Below are 15,658 nucleotides of genomic sequence, written 5' to 3'. Positions count from 1 at the left end.
CTACGCTTTGGGTTTGATGATTTTATAAAACCAGTCATCAAACAGGTTTTTCTCATAAATATAAGGGTCGTTGCTACGACTGCTGCGAACGCCATTCATAAAATTCATATCTTTGATGTTTTCTTCACCGCTTTTGAGCACATTTTTATCTGCATCCAACAACTCGTATTTAAATTTAAGACGCGGGAAATACAGATCTTCAATCACACGATAATTATTATTACTGGGTCCCACCATGTATTTAACATCGCCAGCTAAATCCACATCGGTAAAGGTTAGTTTCAATAGCTGATCTTCCGGTAATTCAGCAGCGCGCTTTTGAAAATGCTTTTCTAGCTGATTAAATGTTGTTTCACGAAACTTAGCGCGACTTCCATTTGCAGGCCTTACATCGACAAATTTTTCAGGCTCTACCCACTCAGTTTCTGCCGTCCCTGCATTTGAGTAAGTTGAGAAAACAGACAAGCTTAGGGTAGTAATGATTAACGTGATTAATTTTTTCATATTGACTCCGGTAGAATCTCATTTAGCTCAAGTCGTTGTGATATCACTGTCAATTAAGACCGACGATTTACGCAAAAGTTTACGCCATAGCACCTCTTTACGAAACCTTTACAGGAAAAGCCCTTAAGCTGAGTTAAAGCCACTAAATTCTGCGATTAAAAGTTTTGCTGTGCATTATTTGTTTATCAGGTGTCCAATCGCATCATCATTAAGGCCAACTGCGGTTAACAATGACAAGTATCGTCGATCATTTTTAAGCGTTTTCAGCCTGGGATCATTACGGATGAACATCAGGCAGTTAGATTTATTGTCTAGCGCTTTATCAAAATACTGGAACGCTTGTTTTGTGTCCTTGAGTAACAGGTAAACCATAGCGGTTTCATAGGGGCATACATATTGCTCTAACTGTTCGACATCAAGCAGCAATGTTTCCGCTTGCTTGACACGACCTTTGGCCGCATAGGCCTGCGCCAAAATTATTTTGTGATAGGGCTCCCCGTGGCTAAGTTTTACCCCCTGTTCGGCCATACTCAAACTTTTGTCCAAATCACCACGGATATATTCAGCGACCGCTAGCGCCGTATAGGCATGGGGTAACTCGGGATTTAGATTAATTTTCTGATGAGCAAAAGCAACTGCCGCTTCGATATCATCCCCCATCATCAACGCCCAAATCCCCCAATCGGCAATTTCCGGGTTTAAGGGGTCGAGTTTATCCGCCATTGCTAACGCTTGCTTAACGCGATTGGAATCCCCTATTGCCGAATAATAAAGCGCAAATCCCAGTTGGGTATTGGCGATTGTGTTGTCAGCTTGCCAGGACTCATTTAACATTTTCCACGCGTCTTTCCACAACCAGACATGCACATAAGCTAGGCCTAAAGACGATTTGATTTCGGCTGAGTCGGGACTTAATGTCAATACATCGGTTGCCGAAGAAACCACTTTAGGAAACACATCTTTTGGTGGTTCATAGGTCGTCATTAACAAGCGGTAGGCATTGGATTTGGCAAAATAGGCCTGCTCATATTGTGGGTCTAACACAATGGCTCGATTGAAAAGCTGGATTGAATTCAACACCGATTGATGGGTCATCTGCGAGAGTTGAAATTGTCCTTGAGTATAAAGTTTATGGGCTGCGGGAACTTGGGTAGGTGTATGGGCCAGCGCTCGTTTTTCTTCCTTGACCAACAACACCTGCAAAGCGTCAGAAACCGCGGAAGCGATTTCATTTTGGATGGCAAACACACTACTTTGATCTCGATTAACCGAAAAATCGCCATTCCATATAAGGCGCCCGCTTGCAAGGTGTTCAACTTCTGCGGTGATCTGTATGGAGCCATCCATCGCTTCGCTCACCACACCATCGAGAACATAATCGACATCGGGCAATTGACTACGAATATAGTCTCGGTGTTTATTTTTCTTAAATGCAAACGATGACGGAGGGGGTAGTGCTTTTAACGCCGATATTTTCCGCAAATCCTGAATCAATTCACGAGTGAGCTGATCGGCAAACGGCTGCCATTGCCGAGGTTCATGACTTGAAACCGAAAATGGCACAACTAATAGGTAAGGTAAGGTTTCACTGTCCTGCGCCGGTTTGGTGTTCAGTACAGATAAAACGACCGCAACCAAGGCAATTGCAACTAAAAACATCCATGTTGACTTGGTGAATAAATGGCCCATTAGTGATAATGAATGCGATTGTTGAGCTTTCTCAGGTATCGCTACAGGCTCTGTTTTTAGCTCTGGTTTTAGCTCTGGTTTTAGCTCTGATATTAGTGCTGGCGTTGTTTCTGACAGTGTCTCTAAAGGTTTTAGCAAAGAACTGACTGCTGTCTCTTTTTGATCATCTAATTTCTTGGGATCCTCTACGTTGCCAATAAATTGATAACCCCGAGAACGAATGGTTTTGATCACCTGCTGAGTTTCTGCATTATCTCCGAGAAGTTTACGGGCACTGTTAATATGGTTGCTCAAAGTTGTATCGGAAACATCGCGACCGAGCCAAACCTCCTGAAACAACTCTTCCCGGCTAATGATTCGGTCGCGGTTTTTAATCAAGTAGGCAATTAAATCGAATAATTTCGGTTCGACATGAATACGCTTGCCGTCAACTCTTACCTCAAATTTACTGGTGTCGATATCAATATTCGTTAAGCGATATATCACCAAAATTTCCTTAATTAATTACCACGAATAGTGGACAAAGTTGAGCGTGATTGAATTGTTACTCAACCATTAGGCAATGGTTATCTAAGATTATTGTTTAAAATCAATAATCTTTCATGCTTAACGTTACCTGATAATGACATAAACGCAATAGGAACAATTTATGCCTACCCCGCTGGAAGTGCTACTTGATCCGATCTCTCTTGGCTTAATTTTGATTTATTTCGGTCTTATCCTATTACAAACCCTATTTCCCGCTCAAAACTTAAAACCAATAAAAGGCTGGATACCGAAAACTCTGGGATTCTTCCTACTGTATTTCTATCTATCAAGCTACTTACCATTGGTTTGGGATCAATATCTTGGTCAATACCAATTGCTCGATTTATCCGAACTGTCGATATATCTCAGTACGTTTTTCGCGGTGTTTGTGTTTGAATTTTTGGTGTACGTTTGGCATCGCTGTCTACACAAGAACACTTGGTTATGGCGCGGTTGTCATCAGATGCATCATAGTGCCGAGCGCTTGGATGTCTTCGGAGCATTTTATTTTAGCCCGTTAGATATTATTGGCTTTACGTTTGTCGGCAGCTTTAGCTTAAATGTGATTGTGGGAATTTCTCCTGAGGCAACGTCGTACTTTTTATACATCACCATGTTTTTACAAACATTTACCCATACCAATATTCACACGCCACAATGGCTGGGCTATCTCATCCAACGCCCGGAAAGCCATTCTGTGCATCATCAAAAAGGCGTGCATCATTACAATTATTCTGAATTACCGATTTTTGACATGCTATTTGGCACATTTAAAAACCCAAAAAACTATGCTGACGAAATTGGCTTTTATAACGGCTCGTCATTAAAGACCAAAGAAATATTGATGTTTAAAGATGTGGCACGGCAGAAATAGTCAGCCCTAGACAGGAATGAAGCACCGCACTGCAACTAAGCCAGCTACGTACAGGGAATGGAAATTGAAAAAAATAATAAAAAAGGCGAAAAAAAAGAGCGATGCTAAAGCATCGCTCTTTTAGGTATATAAGGTTTTAATGGCTTATAAACGTATTGATAATCCGGTGCGGATTATGGGGGGATGGCGGCTCAGTTAGGGTCGAGGTGTGGCCTCAGATTTTTCTAACTAAATAAATGGTCAATACATATACTATTAAGCTACCCACTACCTGCAGCTATCTTGTCACCGCAGGTAGTCTTTAAATTCAAATGGCATTACCTTAATCTGTTTGAATTATTGGTGAAGCGTCTTCTGCGTTTTGATTGGTTTTTGTTAGAAAGCTTATGGATTCAATTAATTCGCTTGTTATCTTTTGATTTCGTACGAATGTAAAACGTCCTTTTTCTGCTTCTATTAGTGCATTAACTACGCCAACACCTATACCTACGCCAGCAGCTCCTCCTGGAGTTATTGAATGTTCAGTAAAGGTAGATGTTGATACTTTTTGTGATTCAATAGTAGTTGGTTCAGAGTTACCCCAGGCCTCATTAGTTCCAATAACGGTATATACCTTCAATGATTTTTTATTATTTGGTACGTAAACTCCGCAGTCTGCCGTACCTAAAACTTTCCCTTTTAAAGATTCGGTCAATACCCAACTCGTTTCGATGACCTTTGTTATTATGCAGCTAGGACTCCCACCGTAATATACCCCTTTTGAATCAAGGCCAGCAGGTTCGTAAATACCTGATTTAATCGTATATTCATACTTAACTCCGGTAGCGTACTCAGCCATGAAGATATAATCTTTTTCTAACTTGATAGAAGATAGATTATCTTCTGGAGTAACTGTTCTCGGATTCATACCAGAACATCCAACCGCAAGCGATAGCAAAGCTGGCAAAATTAAAAATCTTAAATTCAAACACATAACTTCCCTTACATTATTCTTATTACTATGCAGACACCGATCTAGCATCCTCAGAAAAGCAATCAAGATTGCTCGCATAAGGTTGTCAGATAATTTCAAAGCTCGCAATTCATTTATCGGGTTTAGGTAAAGCTTAAAGCTGAATTCTAGTAATATCGGTTCGTGTACCCGCAGTTAAAGCCAAGTGGCTACAAGGGAAGTAGAGACGGTCGATAGTAGTCCTTTGCTGTTTGGGTTCAACCAGAGCAAAGTAGGACTCTGCCCGCTTATCTAGTGATTACGCTTGAGTAAGCTTCATCGGTTGAATTGTTGTTTGCGCTATATGCAGATATAAAAAAAGGGACGTATCGTAGACTGTCTATTAAACTGTCTAGAATATTGTCCCTTCCACTGTCTAGGTGGGTTTGTAAGCGGTTGATTTACAAGAACTTAAAAAGTACTTATAGTTTACATCATACCGCCCATTCCACCCATACCACCCATGCCGCCCATATCCGGCATTGGCGCAGCTGGTGCATCTTCCTTAACTTCAGTAACCATAGCTTCGGTAGTTAGCATTAGGCCAGCAACAGATGCAGCGAACTGCAATGCACTACGCGTTACTTTAGTCGGATCAAGGATACCCATCTCCAACATATCGCCGTAAGTGCTGTTACCCGCATTGTAACCATAGTTACCTTCGCCATTACGTACTTCATTAAGCACGACTGAGGCTTCGTCACCACAGTTCGATACGATTTGACGAAGTGGTGCTTCCATTGCGCGAAGCGCAACATTAATACCGTGAGTTTGGTCTTCATTTGCACCTTCAAGGGCTTTAAGCTTGTCAGCTACGCGAACTAGCGCTGTACCACCACCGGCTACAACACCTTCTTCAACGGCAGCGCGAGTTGCATGCAATGCATCTTCAACACGAGCTTTCTTTTCTTTCATTTCAACTTCCGTGGCTGCACCAACCTTGATTACCGCGACACCGCCAGCAAGTTTCGCTAATCGCTCCTGAAGTTTTTCTTTGTCATAGTCCGAAGTAGACTCTTCAATTTGACCACGAATTTGCGCAACACGCGCCTGGATTTCAGCTTCATCACCGATACCATCGATAATGGTGGTGTTATCTTTAGAGATAACGACACGCTTGGCTTGACCCAAATCTTCCAAAGATGCTTTCTCTAACTCCATACCAATTTCTTCAGAAATTACGGTACCTGCGGTTAGCGTGGCAATGTCTTGCAACATTGCTTTACGACGATCACCAAAACCAGGGGCTTTCACTGCTGCAACTTTTACGATACCACGCATGTTGTTCACAACTAGGGTGGCCAATGCTTCGCCTTCAACATCTTCGGCGATGATAAGAAGCGGCTTGCCTGCTTTTGCGACGGCTTCAAGCGTAGTAAGAAGTTCGCGGATATTAGAAACTTTCTTGTCCACTAAAAGAATGAATGGGCTATCTAGTTCAACTGCACCACTTTCTTGATTATTGATGAAGTACGGAGACAAATAACCGCGGTCGAACTGCATACCTTCAACAACGTCCAACTCATCGGTAAGTGCTTGCCCTTCTTCTACGGTGATAACACCTTCAGTGCCAACTTTTTCCATTGCCGTTGCAATGATTTGACCAACCGTTGTATCCGAGTTTGCAGAGATAGTACCAACCTGTTCGATGGCTTTATTGTCTGCACATTTTTGTGACAAACCTTTTAGCTCTTCAACCGCTGCGATTACCGCTTGGTCAATACCGCGCTTAAGATCCATCGGGTTCATACCGGCCGCAATCGATTTCAAACCTTCGGTGACAATTGATTGTGCCAGAACGGTTGCCGTTGTCGTACCGTCACCGGCTTCGTCATTGGCTTTAGAGGCAACTTCTTTCACCATTTGTGCGCCCATGTTTTCAAACTTATCTGCAAGTTCGATTTCTTTGGCAACACTAACGCCATCTTTAGTGATTGTTGGACCACCAAAGCTTTTATCTAAAACCACGTTACGGCCTTTCGGACCAAGAGTAACTTTTACCGCGTCAGCAAGAATGTTGACACCGTTTAACATTTTTACGCGAGCATCATTTCCGAATAATACTTCTTTAGCTGCCATGATAGATTCCTTTAATTATTTGTTTGACCCGGCTGTTTTGACAATTGATCAATACATTTTCTTTTTACATCGGGTACTTACGATTATGTTTAGTCAGAGAAAGCGTGAACTCAACGATTATTCAACAACCGCCAGAATATCGCTTTCACTTAAAATCAATACGTCTTCACCGTCTAACTTTTCAGTTTTTACACCATAGCCTTCGCTGAAGATAACGTTATCGCCAACTTTTACATCCAGGGCACGAACTTCACCGTTTTCTAAAATACGGCCATTGCCAACAGCAATAACTTCACCGCGAGTAGATTTTTCAGCGGCACTACCTGTTAATACGATGCCACCAGCTGATTTTGATTCTACTTCCTGACGTTTGATGATCACACGGTCATGTAGAGGACGAATGCTCATTAATCTCTCCTGATTTGGTTTTTAATAAATAACAACAATATAAGTTTATGTATTTCAAATGGGGGTTAAAAAGTGACTCTCAAGTGAAAAACAAAAAAAATTCAAAAAAAGTTTTGTTCACTAATCTTTGCGTTCAAACTCACCTTCCAATGTCGAAGACTGATTTGAATTAAGATCTTTGGGCTGAGTATATGGGTCGGCATCAAAGTCCTTGGAAGGCTGCTGATAATCACCAAAACCTTGTTGGAAACCAAAGCTCTGCCCTTGCTTGGCAACGATATGGGGCTTTAACTTGTTGACCAGCCATTGACGTGAAACCGGCCACAATAACAGGAGCCCTAACCCATCCGTTAAAAATCCTGGTGTGAGTAAGGTAACGCCAGCAACCAGCAATAACACCGATGCGATGATCTCATCCGATGGCATTTGGCCGTTGGCCATTTTCGCCTGCATTGACTGCATCGTCGACATCCCTTGTTGCTTTACCAGCGTGGCTCCAAGCCATGCAGTAATAATTACCAAACAAATAGTAGGCAAAGCGCCAAGCATGCCGCCCACATTAATCAGCAACATGATTTCTACAACAGGAACCGCGATAAAAAGTAAAAATAACACTCGAAACATAATGACTGGAACAAATTACCGTTAAAGTGAAACATATATGGGGGTTTTCTGGTCTATTTCAACCGAGTTTCTTCTGAGATAAACTATAGCTCTGAAGAAACCAATTTCTAGTGCCCTATGTATCAAATTATTTTGTGTACTTGCCCCGATAAAAACAGCGCATTAACAATCGCGAATGCACTGGTTGATGAACAACTTGCCGCTTGCGTTAATATTCAAGACTCGGTAACTTCTGTTTACCAGTGGCAAGGGGAGCGACAACAAGATCAGGAGGTGATGATGATAATCAAATCAACCCACAGCTTGTTTGCAGCAATAGAAGAAAGGATCACGGCTTTGCATCCTTATGATGTAGCAGAAATTATTGCCCTGGATATCCAGCAAGGTAATGAGGCTTATTTAAACTGGATAGACTCAATGGTGACAAAACAATAATGCGCGCTCTACTTCGTTTATTAATCTTGACTCTCTGTGTTACTGGCACAAGTACGCAAGCTCAGAACTCTCCATTCGATACCTCAATGGATTCGTTATTTTCCAACCAGGATGAATTTCTCCAAGTTGATCAGGCATTTCAGTTTGATTTTAATCAGCAGGGCAACAGTGTTGAGGTCTATTTCAACATTGCCGAAGGGTATTACCTTTACAAGGAAAAGCTGGTATTTAAAAGTGACAGTGCAGAATTTCAACAACCAACCTTGCCACAAGGTCGCGAACACGAAGATGAGTTTTTCGGCGTACAACAGGTATATTATCAAAAGCTCAAATTCGATATCCCCATCGAATCAGCAACGGATAACAGCTCGATTGAATTGACCTACCAAGGGTGTGCGGAAAAAGGCCTGTGTTACCCACCAACAAAAAAAGTAATTTTTCTGAGTGCTGTTGGGTCGGGTAATGGGGTTAATGATAACGCTGATAACGAACAGGGAAACAGCTCCGCAATTCTCGGAGCTATCATCGGCAATAATGTCGACAGCATTAACAACTCGTCGAAAAACGTTTTACCGGATTCAACAGAGCAGGCAGCGGCAAACGGTTCGGACAGCGAACAGTTTGAATTGGCTTCCCTGCTTACGTCGAAAAATTTCGCATTAATTCTGTTAACGTTTTTTGGCTTAGGTATTTTATTGTCATTTACTCCTTGCGTCTTTCCCATGTACCCGATCCTGACCGGTATTATTGTCGGTCAGGGAGACAAACTATCAACAGGAAAAGCATTCTCGCTGTCGATGGCCTATGTACAGGGTATGGCAATTACCTACACCATTCTCGGCGTCGTGGTGGCATTAGCTGGGGCGCAGTTCCAGGCGGCATTTCAACATCCGGCGATTCTAATCGGTCTGAGTATTTTGTTTGTGGTGTTAGCGCTTTCCATGTTTGGCGTATTTAATTTATCGATGCCGTCATCCTGGCAACAAAAACTGAATCAGTTAAGCAGTTCACAACGGGGCGGCTCATTAGTCTCAGTCTTTGTCATGGGGGCGATTTCCGGGCTGGTGGCATCGCCATGTACAACCGCGCCTTTAACCGGCATTTTAATTTACATTGCTCAATCCGGCGATATTGTCCTTGGCGCTACCGCTTTGTATGTTCTAAGCATGGGAATGGGTTTACCCCTACTGGTTCTTGGTAGCTCTGGCGGTAAGTTATTACCGAAAGCCGGTAATTGGATGAATGTGATAAAAAGCGTGTTTGGCTTGCTGTTACTTGCCGTACCTATCTTCTTACTTGAGCGCCTGCTTCCTGCAACGGTTGCCAATTTGTTATGGGCGGCGCTGCTGTTAGGTAGTGCGACTTATTTCTATGTAGTTAATAACGACAATCGCAAGTCTCCCGCAACGTTTGGTTACGGCATTCGCTCGTTAATTATCTTTCTAATGCTGTTTTCAGGCGGTCAATTGGCCTATCAAACGTTATTTGATGCACCATTGAAACAAGCCGCCGCGAGCCATAAAGAATTTATTAAAGTGGCAAGCTTGGATGAATTGGATCGCGAAATTGCAAAAGCCAATGCAGGGGGACTAACGGTGATGCTCGATTTATATGCCGATTGGTGCGCTGCCTGCAAAGAGTTTGAGCAAAAAACTTTCCCCAAACCTTCGGTACAACAAGCACTGCACAACACAGTGATGCTGCAGGCGGATCTTACCGATTTGGGTAATCCGGATAGTTTAGCGTTTATGGAAGAATATGACGTCTTCGGCTTACCATCGATTTTATTTTTTGATAAAACCGGACGCGAACTCGATAAAAACCGCGTTACCGGATTTATGAATGCGGACAAATTTTCCACTCATATCAATGAAATTTTCAATTAATCCCTGACCTTCTTTTAAGGGTATTTTGCTACCATTGACCGCAAAGTGCCCTTTTCTTACCTCTCACAACGCCTGTTTATGAGGATTTCCTAGCGGTATGCCAAGCCTGAAAAATTCGCCAAACCCTCGAAATCAAAGGTTAATTTACTGCGAACTTCGGTGATTAGACCAGTATTTTGGTGCTATATTCTTCGAACTCTCTATAATGTGCAGATAATTTCAATTTCTGATGGTTTTTTCATCATTTTTCATGTTGAATAACCATAGATATGAAATGGTTCGTCTAAGGACCTTAAAATTCAGGAAGTTAGAGAATAATGACTACAGAACATAATGTGCTCGTAATCAATGGACCCAACTTAAATCGTTTGGGTCTTCGTCAACCCGAAATTTATGGCCATCAAACGTTGACAGATATCATTGATTCTCTATCGGAAAAAGCTAAAGACCTGAATGTTGCACTGGATCATTTTCAATCAAATGCAGAACACGAATTGATTGAACGTATCCATCAAGCTTATCAAAAAACCGATTGTATTATTATCAATCCAGCAGCGTTTACCCACACTAGTGTGGCATTAAGAGACGCTTTACTGAGTATTGATGTTCCGTTTTTTGAAGTGCACTTGTCCAATATTCACAGTCGCGAACCATTTAGACATCATTCCTACCTTTCGGATATTGCCGAAGGGGTAATTTGTGGATGTGGCCCCCAAGGATACGCCATGGCGCTAGACGCCGCCGCACAATTGTTAGCACAGAATAAATAAAGAGATATAAGGTACTGTTATGGATATTCGTAAAATTAAGAAATTGATCGAACTCGTAGAAGAGTCAGGCATCAGCGAGCTAGAAATTGCTGAAGGTGAAGAGTCGGTACGCATTAGTCGTGCGAGCACAGTAGCAGCTCCGCAAACATACGTTGCTGCACCTGCACCAGTTGCTGCGCCAGTTGCTGCGCCAGCGGCTGAATCAGCACCAGCAAGCGCGGAACTAAGCGGTCACGTGGTTCGCTCTCCGATGGTCGGTACATTCTATGCTGCGCCATCTCCGGATGCGCCAGATTTTGCAGAAGTTGGTCAGCATGTAAATGCCGGTGATACTCTGTGTATCGTTGAAGCCATGAAAATGATGAACCAAATTGAAGCGGACAAGTCTGGTGTAATCAAACAGATCTTGGCGCAAAACGAAGATACAATCGAATTTGACCAACCACTATTCGTAATTGAATAAGTTCTCAAAGGAAGGCTGATTCCATGTTGAAAAAAGTAGTGATCGCCAACCGAGGCGAAATAGCTCTGCGTATATTGCGAGCTTGTAAAGAACTGGGTATCGAAACCGTTGCCGTGCATTCCACTGCCGATAAAAACCTGAAGCACGTTTTATTGGCTGATGAAACCATTTGTATTGGTAAACCCGCAGCGACCGACAGTTATTTAAATATTCCACGCATTATTACCGCAGCAGAAGTGACCAATGCCGATGGTATCCATCCTGGTTATGGGTTTCTGGCGGAAAATGCCGATTTTGCTGAGCAAGTAGAAGACTCTGGTTTTGCCTTTATTGGACCATTAGCAGATAGCATCCGCTTGATGGGGGATAAAGTTTCCGCAATTCATGCAATGAAAGATGCTGGTGTTCCATGTGTACCAGGTTCTGATGGTCCGCTAACCGAAGACGACGAGTTAAACCTGGCTCATGGTCGTCGCATTGGTTACCCAGTAATCATCAAAGCCTCAGGTGGCGGTGGCGGACGCGGTATGCGTGTTGTCCGTGAAGAATCAGATCTGCTTGAATCGATTCAACTTACCAAAGCTGAAGCTCGCGCCGCATTTAACAATGATGTTGTTTACATGGAAAAATTCCTTGAAAACCCACGTCACGTTGAAATTCAGATACTGGCCGATGGTCAAGGCAGCGCTATCCACTTAGGCGAGCGTGACTGTTCAATGCAACGTCGCCATCAAAAGGTGGTAGAAGAAGCACCTGCACCGGGCATCAGTGAAGAATTGCGTGCTGAAATTGGCGCCCGTTGTTGTAATGCCTGTATTGAAATCAACTATCGCGGTGCCGGTACGTTTGAATTTTTGTACGAAAATGGTGAATTCTACTTTATCGAGATGAATACTCGCATCCAGGTAGAGCATCCGGTTACGGAAATGATCACCGGTGTTGACTTGATCAAAGAACAACTGCGCATTGCCAGTGGTCAAAAACTCAGCATTAAGCAAGAAGACATCAAGGTTCATGGACATGCGATTGAATGTCGTATCAATGCCGAAGATCCTCGTTCCTTTATCCCGTCACCGGGTAAAGTTACGCGATTCCACCCTCCGGGTGGGTTAGGGGTTCGTTGGGATTCTCACGTCTATACGGATTATTCTGTGCCACCACATTATGACTCCATGATCGGTAAATTGATCACTTACGGTGAAACCCGGGAAGTGGCCATTGCACGAATGAAAAATGCGTTAAATGAAATCGTTATTGACGGCATTAAAACCAATATCACCTTGCAAGAAGACATTATGAATGATGTTGGGTTTGCCCGCGGTGGCGCCAATATTCATTATCTTGAGAAAAAGCTTGCTGACATAAAGTAAGTTGCTTTTAAGTAACAAGCCGATATTGTAAAAACCCTGCTTGCAGGGTTTTTTTATACCCGAAAAAGCCATATAACTTGACGTTATGGTAGAATTCGCACAAATAATCAACCCTGTAACTTCTATGACGCAAAATACTGAAAATTTACAAGATAAACCACAACCGCCGGGTGACGGTGAATGCTGCGAAAGTGGCGTTTGCGATCCTTGTGTGTGGGATTTTTATTATAAAAAATTACAGCAGTGGCGTATTCAGCAAAGTGAACGTCAAGCAACAGAATCAAGTTAGCTCCTTTTGAGACTCAAGATGATGAATATATTTCGCGTAATTGAAATTTACTTCTCTTGCTGAGGTCTTACTCACCTTGTTTATTACATCTCAACTAAGGTGCTTTATGGCTGCGCCGTTTAGCCAGTGCACCCCAGTCCACCCACAGACAATAAAGCGTGCATAGTTTCGCTTTCAATAAAATAAGATCTCCAACCTGTTAATTTAAAAACAATTACTATACTAGAGTATGACGAACTATTTGTTCCGCATAGTTGTGGCATGGAGCACCAAACAAAATACCCTATCGAAGGAATAAACTTTGATGGGAAGAACATTCAATTGATGTGAACCGCAACTTTAGGAACAATAATGAAACCGATTACTCGCTCAATCGTCGAAAAATTGTTAACCGCTTCGATTTTAATCATTGCACTGTCGACTCAATCCGCTTTCGCGACACTCGTATCCTTAGATTTTGATGGCAATGATTGTTCAGGAGTTTTCAACCCCAACAGTTCGAACTTTGAAGAAAGCTACTTTCTGCGATCAGGTGTTTCCGTTGAGCAAAGAGGATTTGATGATTGCTGGATCTTTGCTGAAGATCTCCCTGAAGAGCTTATTTCTCCCGTAATAGGAAAATTCGAACCGCCATTTTCTGAACTAGATGACAGTTCGAATATGTTTCCCAGTATTGACGGCGACGAATGGACAATTGATGGCAACATGACCGGTAATTGGAATTACAACCCCGGAGAAGACGACCCAAGCATCCGCTTTTGGGTAGCGAAAGCCGGCAATGGTTTTACCCTTTACTGGGAAGTGTCACCGGAAGATTTTGAAGCGTTTTGCAGTCCCCAGGATCAGATTAACACCTTTGACTGTATGAGCGCTGCACAAACGGTTACCGAAGGTGAATGGGATACGGGAGGAAAAGATTTATCACATATCACCTTTTATGATTCAGGTTTGCCACCTTCGGAAAAAATACCGTTGGGAAGTAGTCTCCCCCTATTTCTATTAAGCATTTCCTGTATTATTGGCCTGCACCGCTTTAGGCCTAACAATAAATACTGATTAATCTTCATACTTGGCGTACCTCAGGAGCAACTCAGCGTTTGTGCGAAAACGTGCACTACCGTTTTACAAATGCGCAAAGCTTCTAGGTAAGGTGCCATCATTGTCTTTTAATGGGCGAGAGACAGTCACAGTGCAGTATCCATGAGTGAAATCTCTGTCTAACTCTGAGGAGACTCTATCCACCAAAAGCATGAGATTAACATAGGGCATCCGCACCGATGTCTCGCCCTCCAACCTATATAGCGTTAAAGTCATAAGTAGGTTTTGCTTAAGACACCTCATGTCGATACCAAACTTAAGATCTGGCGTAATATGATTCAATACTCGGGAAATGAATGACTTAAGATAAGCCCGCATTATAATGTTCGCGCGCATGAAAAATGCATTACATAAAATTGTTATCGAACCCACTAATATCAATGCCAATTTTCAAAAATATCTTATGAATAGGATTGCAATGCCTAAACAAGCAGCAAGTTTTTACTACCTTTAAAATCTACTATCCTTCGAAAGCGGAAAATACGGCGTTCCCCAAATCTACAATCAACATATCTGTAACCTTTTTTGATCTTAATAATCCATGCTCATTACATAAATACCGACTTCCCTAGCTGCATGATCAATACTGTCAGCTTCCTTTACAAACCAAAAGAGTAGACCACCCATCAAATCGATAAGCAACTGTTTTTACTGGGATTTTATTTTTGGGCATGCTTTGTGCTTCACGTTTAGTGCCCGCAGGATTGAGGCATGGAATTTCGGAAATCACCGGAAACAATTAACAAAAATAACACCTAAAGGAAAAGCAATGAGCTCTTTTTCAATAAAAAGTCTTTTAAAGGCTGTCATCCCACTAGCAATGATCCCTGTATTTTTTTCAACATCAGCTAATGCAACACCGTTAACGCTGAAGTCGACAAAAATTAGCGGTAATGATTGCGGAACCTATTTCAAGAATCAAGATCCAGTCTATACGGGTTTTTCTTCATGTTGGGTGTTTGCACCTGACAGTGAACGATTGATATCTCCTGTTATCGCCAAATTTAATGCTGAGTTATCCGCCACTAGCGATATTAGTGAACGATATAAAGACATTATCGATGGTGATGAGTGGGAATTTTCGCTTCTTAGTGATAGCAACAAAGAAGGCACCTGGACATATGATCCAGATCAAGGCGACCCAAGCATTCGATATTGGGCAGCAAAAGCTGGGAATGGATTTAATCTGTTTTGGTATGTAAGCGATGAAAGTGCTTGTGCAGGCGGAGCCTTTACAGACTCTTGTATGCAAGCAGCGGTATCCGTTACCACTGGTACCTGGTCAACGCCATTAAATAATGGCGGAAATCAAGCCGGACTATCACACCTAACGTTCTACAATAGTGCTCAACCACCTTCAGGTCCACCACAAGAAGTGCCTGAAACCGGCACTATTGCTCTAATGTTTTTGGGTATGTTAGGTCTTGTCGCAGGTCGTAGAAAATACAGCTAACACTGGTACTTTCTGCGGTCATAAAAAAAGCCCCTTGCGGGGCTTTTGTATATCGGTTTGGTGTTGAACCGGGTGTTTATTTACCGTTCAGTGCGAATGCTCATTTCCACCGTTTCTGTGCTATTTCCTTGCGTATCGTAAGCGATAGCTTGCAAAGATTTTACACCGTCAGACAATTTCGAAATATTAATCGTATG

The 15,658-nt window shown here is 42.5% G+C and carries 15 protein-coding genes; 9 read left to right on the top strand and 6 right to left on the bottom strand.

What is annotated here, in order from left to right; all coding sequences use genetic code 11:
- Positions 1-504: a DUF3016 domain-containing protein gene (locus tag FE810_RS02030; protein ID WP_138318370.1), complete on the bottom strand. Its 504-nt coding sequence runs from the start codon at positions 502-504 to the stop codon at positions 1-3.
- 174 nt (positions 505-678) lie between these two features.
- Positions 679-2,679 (bottom strand): transcriptional regulator, encoded by a 2,001-nt coding sequence (locus FE810_RS02025; RefSeq protein WP_171022206.1) that lies wholly within the window; start codon positions 2,677-2,679, stop codon positions 679-681.
- A 163-nt stretch (positions 2,680-2,842) separates the two neighbouring features.
- On the opposite strand from FE810_RS02025, the gene FE810_RS02020 reads away from it, so the two are divergent.
- Entirely contained in the window at positions 2,843-3,595 is a 753-nt protein-coding gene (locus tag FE810_RS02020) for a sterol desaturase family protein (RefSeq protein ID WP_138318368.1), read from the top strand.
- 322 nt (positions 3,596-3,917) lie between these two features.
- On the opposite strand, the gene FE810_RS02015 is transcribed toward FE810_RS02020, so the two are convergent.
- The 4 genes from FE810_RS02015 to FE810_RS02000 all read right to left on the bottom strand — a co-directional run bounded on the left by FE810_RS02015 (position 3,918) and on the right by FE810_RS02000 (position 7,697).
- Positions 3,918-4,562, bottom strand: a complete 645-nt coding sequence (locus FE810_RS02015) for a hypothetical protein (protein ID WP_171022204.1) — start codon at positions 4,560-4,562, stop codon at positions 3,918-3,920.
- A 453-nt stretch (positions 4,563-5,015) separates the two neighbouring features.
- On the bottom strand, positions 5,016-6,665 hold the full coding sequence (gene groL, locus FE810_RS02010; RefSeq protein ID WP_138318366.1) for a chaperonin GroEL: 1,650 nt from the start codon (positions 6,663-6,665) through the stop codon (positions 5,016-5,018).
- A gap of 117 nt (positions 6,666-6,782) precedes the next feature.
- The gene (locus FE810_RS02005) at positions 6,783-7,073 is read right to left on the bottom strand and encodes a co-chaperone GroES (RefSeq protein WP_138318365.1); all 291 of its coding nucleotides are present in this window, start codon (positions 7,071-7,073) and stop codon (positions 6,783-6,785) included.
- Between the two features lie 120 nt (positions 7,074-7,193).
- Positions 7,194-7,697, bottom strand: a complete 504-nt coding sequence (locus tag FE810_RS02000; RefSeq protein WP_138318364.1) for an FxsA family protein — start codon at positions 7,695-7,697, stop codon at positions 7,194-7,196.
- A 117-nt stretch (positions 7,698-7,814) separates the two neighbouring features.
- On the opposite strand from FE810_RS02000, the gene cutA reads away from it, so the two are divergent.
- The 8 genes from cutA to FE810_RS01960 all read left to right on the top strand — a co-directional run bounded on the left by cutA (position 7,815) and on the right by FE810_RS01960 (position 15,461).
- Positions 7,815-8,132 carry a divalent-cation tolerance protein CutA gene (gene cutA / locus FE810_RS01995; protein ID WP_138318363.1) on the top strand — a complete coding sequence of 106 codons (318 nt, stop codon included), beginning with the start codon at positions 7,815-7,817 and terminating at the stop codon, positions 8,130-8,132.
- Positions 8,132-10,018 (top strand): protein-disulfide reductase DsbD, encoded by a 1,887-nt coding sequence (locus FE810_RS01990; RefSeq protein WP_138318362.1) that lies wholly within the window; start codon positions 8,132-8,134, stop codon positions 10,016-10,018. Before cutA ends, FE810_RS01990 begins: the two co-directional genes overlap by 1 nt.
- A gap of 317 nt (positions 10,019-10,335) precedes the next feature.
- Positions 10,336-10,788 (top strand): type II 3-dehydroquinate dehydratase, encoded by a 453-nt coding sequence (gene aroQ, locus FE810_RS01985; RefSeq protein WP_138318361.1) that lies wholly within the window; start codon positions 10,336-10,338, stop codon positions 10,786-10,788.
- A gap of 19 nt (positions 10,789-10,807) precedes the next feature.
- On the top strand, positions 10,808-11,251 hold the full coding sequence (gene accB / locus FE810_RS01980) for an acetyl-CoA carboxylase biotin carboxyl carrier protein (RefSeq protein WP_138318360.1): 444 nt from the start codon (positions 10,808-10,810) through the stop codon (positions 11,249-11,251).
- A 23-nt stretch (positions 11,252-11,274) separates the two neighbouring features.
- Positions 11,275-12,621, top strand: coding sequence for an acetyl-CoA carboxylase biotin carboxylase subunit (gene accC, locus FE810_RS01975; RefSeq protein WP_138318359.1), 1,347 nt, complete (start codon positions 11,275-11,277; stop codon positions 12,619-12,621).
- A 124-nt stretch (positions 12,622-12,745) separates the two neighbouring features.
- On the top strand, positions 12,746-12,910 hold the full coding sequence (locus FE810_RS01970; RefSeq protein WP_138318358.1) for an oxidoreductase-like domain-containing protein: 165 nt from the start codon (positions 12,746-12,748) through the stop codon (positions 12,908-12,910).
- A gap of 351 nt (positions 12,911-13,261) precedes the next feature.
- Positions 13,262-13,966 (top strand): hypothetical protein, encoded by a 705-nt coding sequence (locus tag FE810_RS01965; RefSeq protein ID WP_138318357.1) that lies wholly within the window; start codon positions 13,262-13,264, stop codon positions 13,964-13,966.
- Positions 13,967-14,777: 811 nt separating this feature from the next.
- A complete protein-coding gene (locus tag FE810_RS01960; protein WP_138318356.1) occupies positions 14,778-15,461 on the top strand; it encodes a PEP-CTERM sorting domain-containing protein in 684 nt (227 codons plus the stop codon).
- Positions 15,462-15,658 lie beyond the last annotated feature (197 nt).

Origin of the sequence: Thalassotalea litorea, from assembly GCF_005843925.1 — a bacterium.
GTDB lineage: Bacteria > Pseudomonadota > Gammaproteobacteria > Enterobacterales > Alteromonadaceae > Thalassotalea_A > Thalassotalea_A litorea_A.
The sequence above is the reverse complement of the archived record's forward strand: the minus strand, read 5'-3'. Positions and strand labels throughout refer to the sequence as shown.

Excerpts from the sequence above, each read along its gene's own strand:
- FE810_RS02030 (WP_138318370.1), bottom strand. The coding sequence starts at position 504 with ATGAAAAAATTAATCACGTTAATCATTACTACCCTAAGCTTGTCTGTT.
- FE810_RS02020 (WP_138318368.1), top strand. The coding sequence starts at position 2,843 with ATGCCTACCCCGCTGGAAGTGCTACTTGATCCGATCTCTCTTGGCTTA.
- groL (WP_138318366.1), bottom strand. The coding sequence starts at position 6,665 with ATGGCAGCTAAAGAAGTATTATTCGGAAATGATGCTCGCGTAAAAATG.
- FE810_RS02005 (WP_138318365.1), bottom strand. The coding sequence starts at position 7,073 with ATGAGCATTCGTCCTCTACATGACCGTGTGATCATCAAACGTCAGGAA.
- FE810_RS02000 (WP_138318364.1), bottom strand. The coding sequence starts at position 7,697 with ATGTTTCGAGTGTTATTTTTACTTTTTATCGCGGTTCCTGTTGTAGAA.
- cutA (WP_138318363.1), top strand. The coding sequence starts at position 7,815 with ATGTATCAAATTATTTTGTGTACTTGCCCCGATAAAAACAGCGCATTA.
- FE810_RS01990 (WP_138318362.1), top strand. The coding sequence starts at position 8,132 with ATGCGCGCTCTACTTCGTTTATTAATCTTGACTCTCTGTGTTACTGGC.
- aroQ (WP_138318361.1), top strand. The coding sequence starts at position 10,336 with ATGACTACAGAACATAATGTGCTCGTAATCAATGGACCCAACTTAAAT.
- accB (WP_138318360.1), top strand. The coding sequence starts at position 10,808 with ATGGATATTCGTAAAATTAAGAAATTGATCGAACTCGTAGAAGAGTCA.
- accC (WP_138318359.1), top strand. The coding sequence starts at position 11,275 with ATGTTGAAAAAAGTAGTGATCGCCAACCGAGGCGAAATAGCTCTGCGT.
- FE810_RS01970 (WP_138318358.1), top strand. The coding sequence starts at position 12,746 with ATGACGCAAAATACTGAAAATTTACAAGATAAACCACAACCGCCGGGT.
- FE810_RS01965 (WP_138318357.1), top strand. The coding sequence starts at position 13,262 with ATGAAACCGATTACTCGCTCAATCGTCGAAAAATTGTTAACCGCTTCG.
- FE810_RS01960 (WP_138318356.1), top strand. The coding sequence starts at position 14,778 with ATGAGCTCTTTTTCAATAAAAAGTCTTTTAAAGGCTGTCATCCCACTA.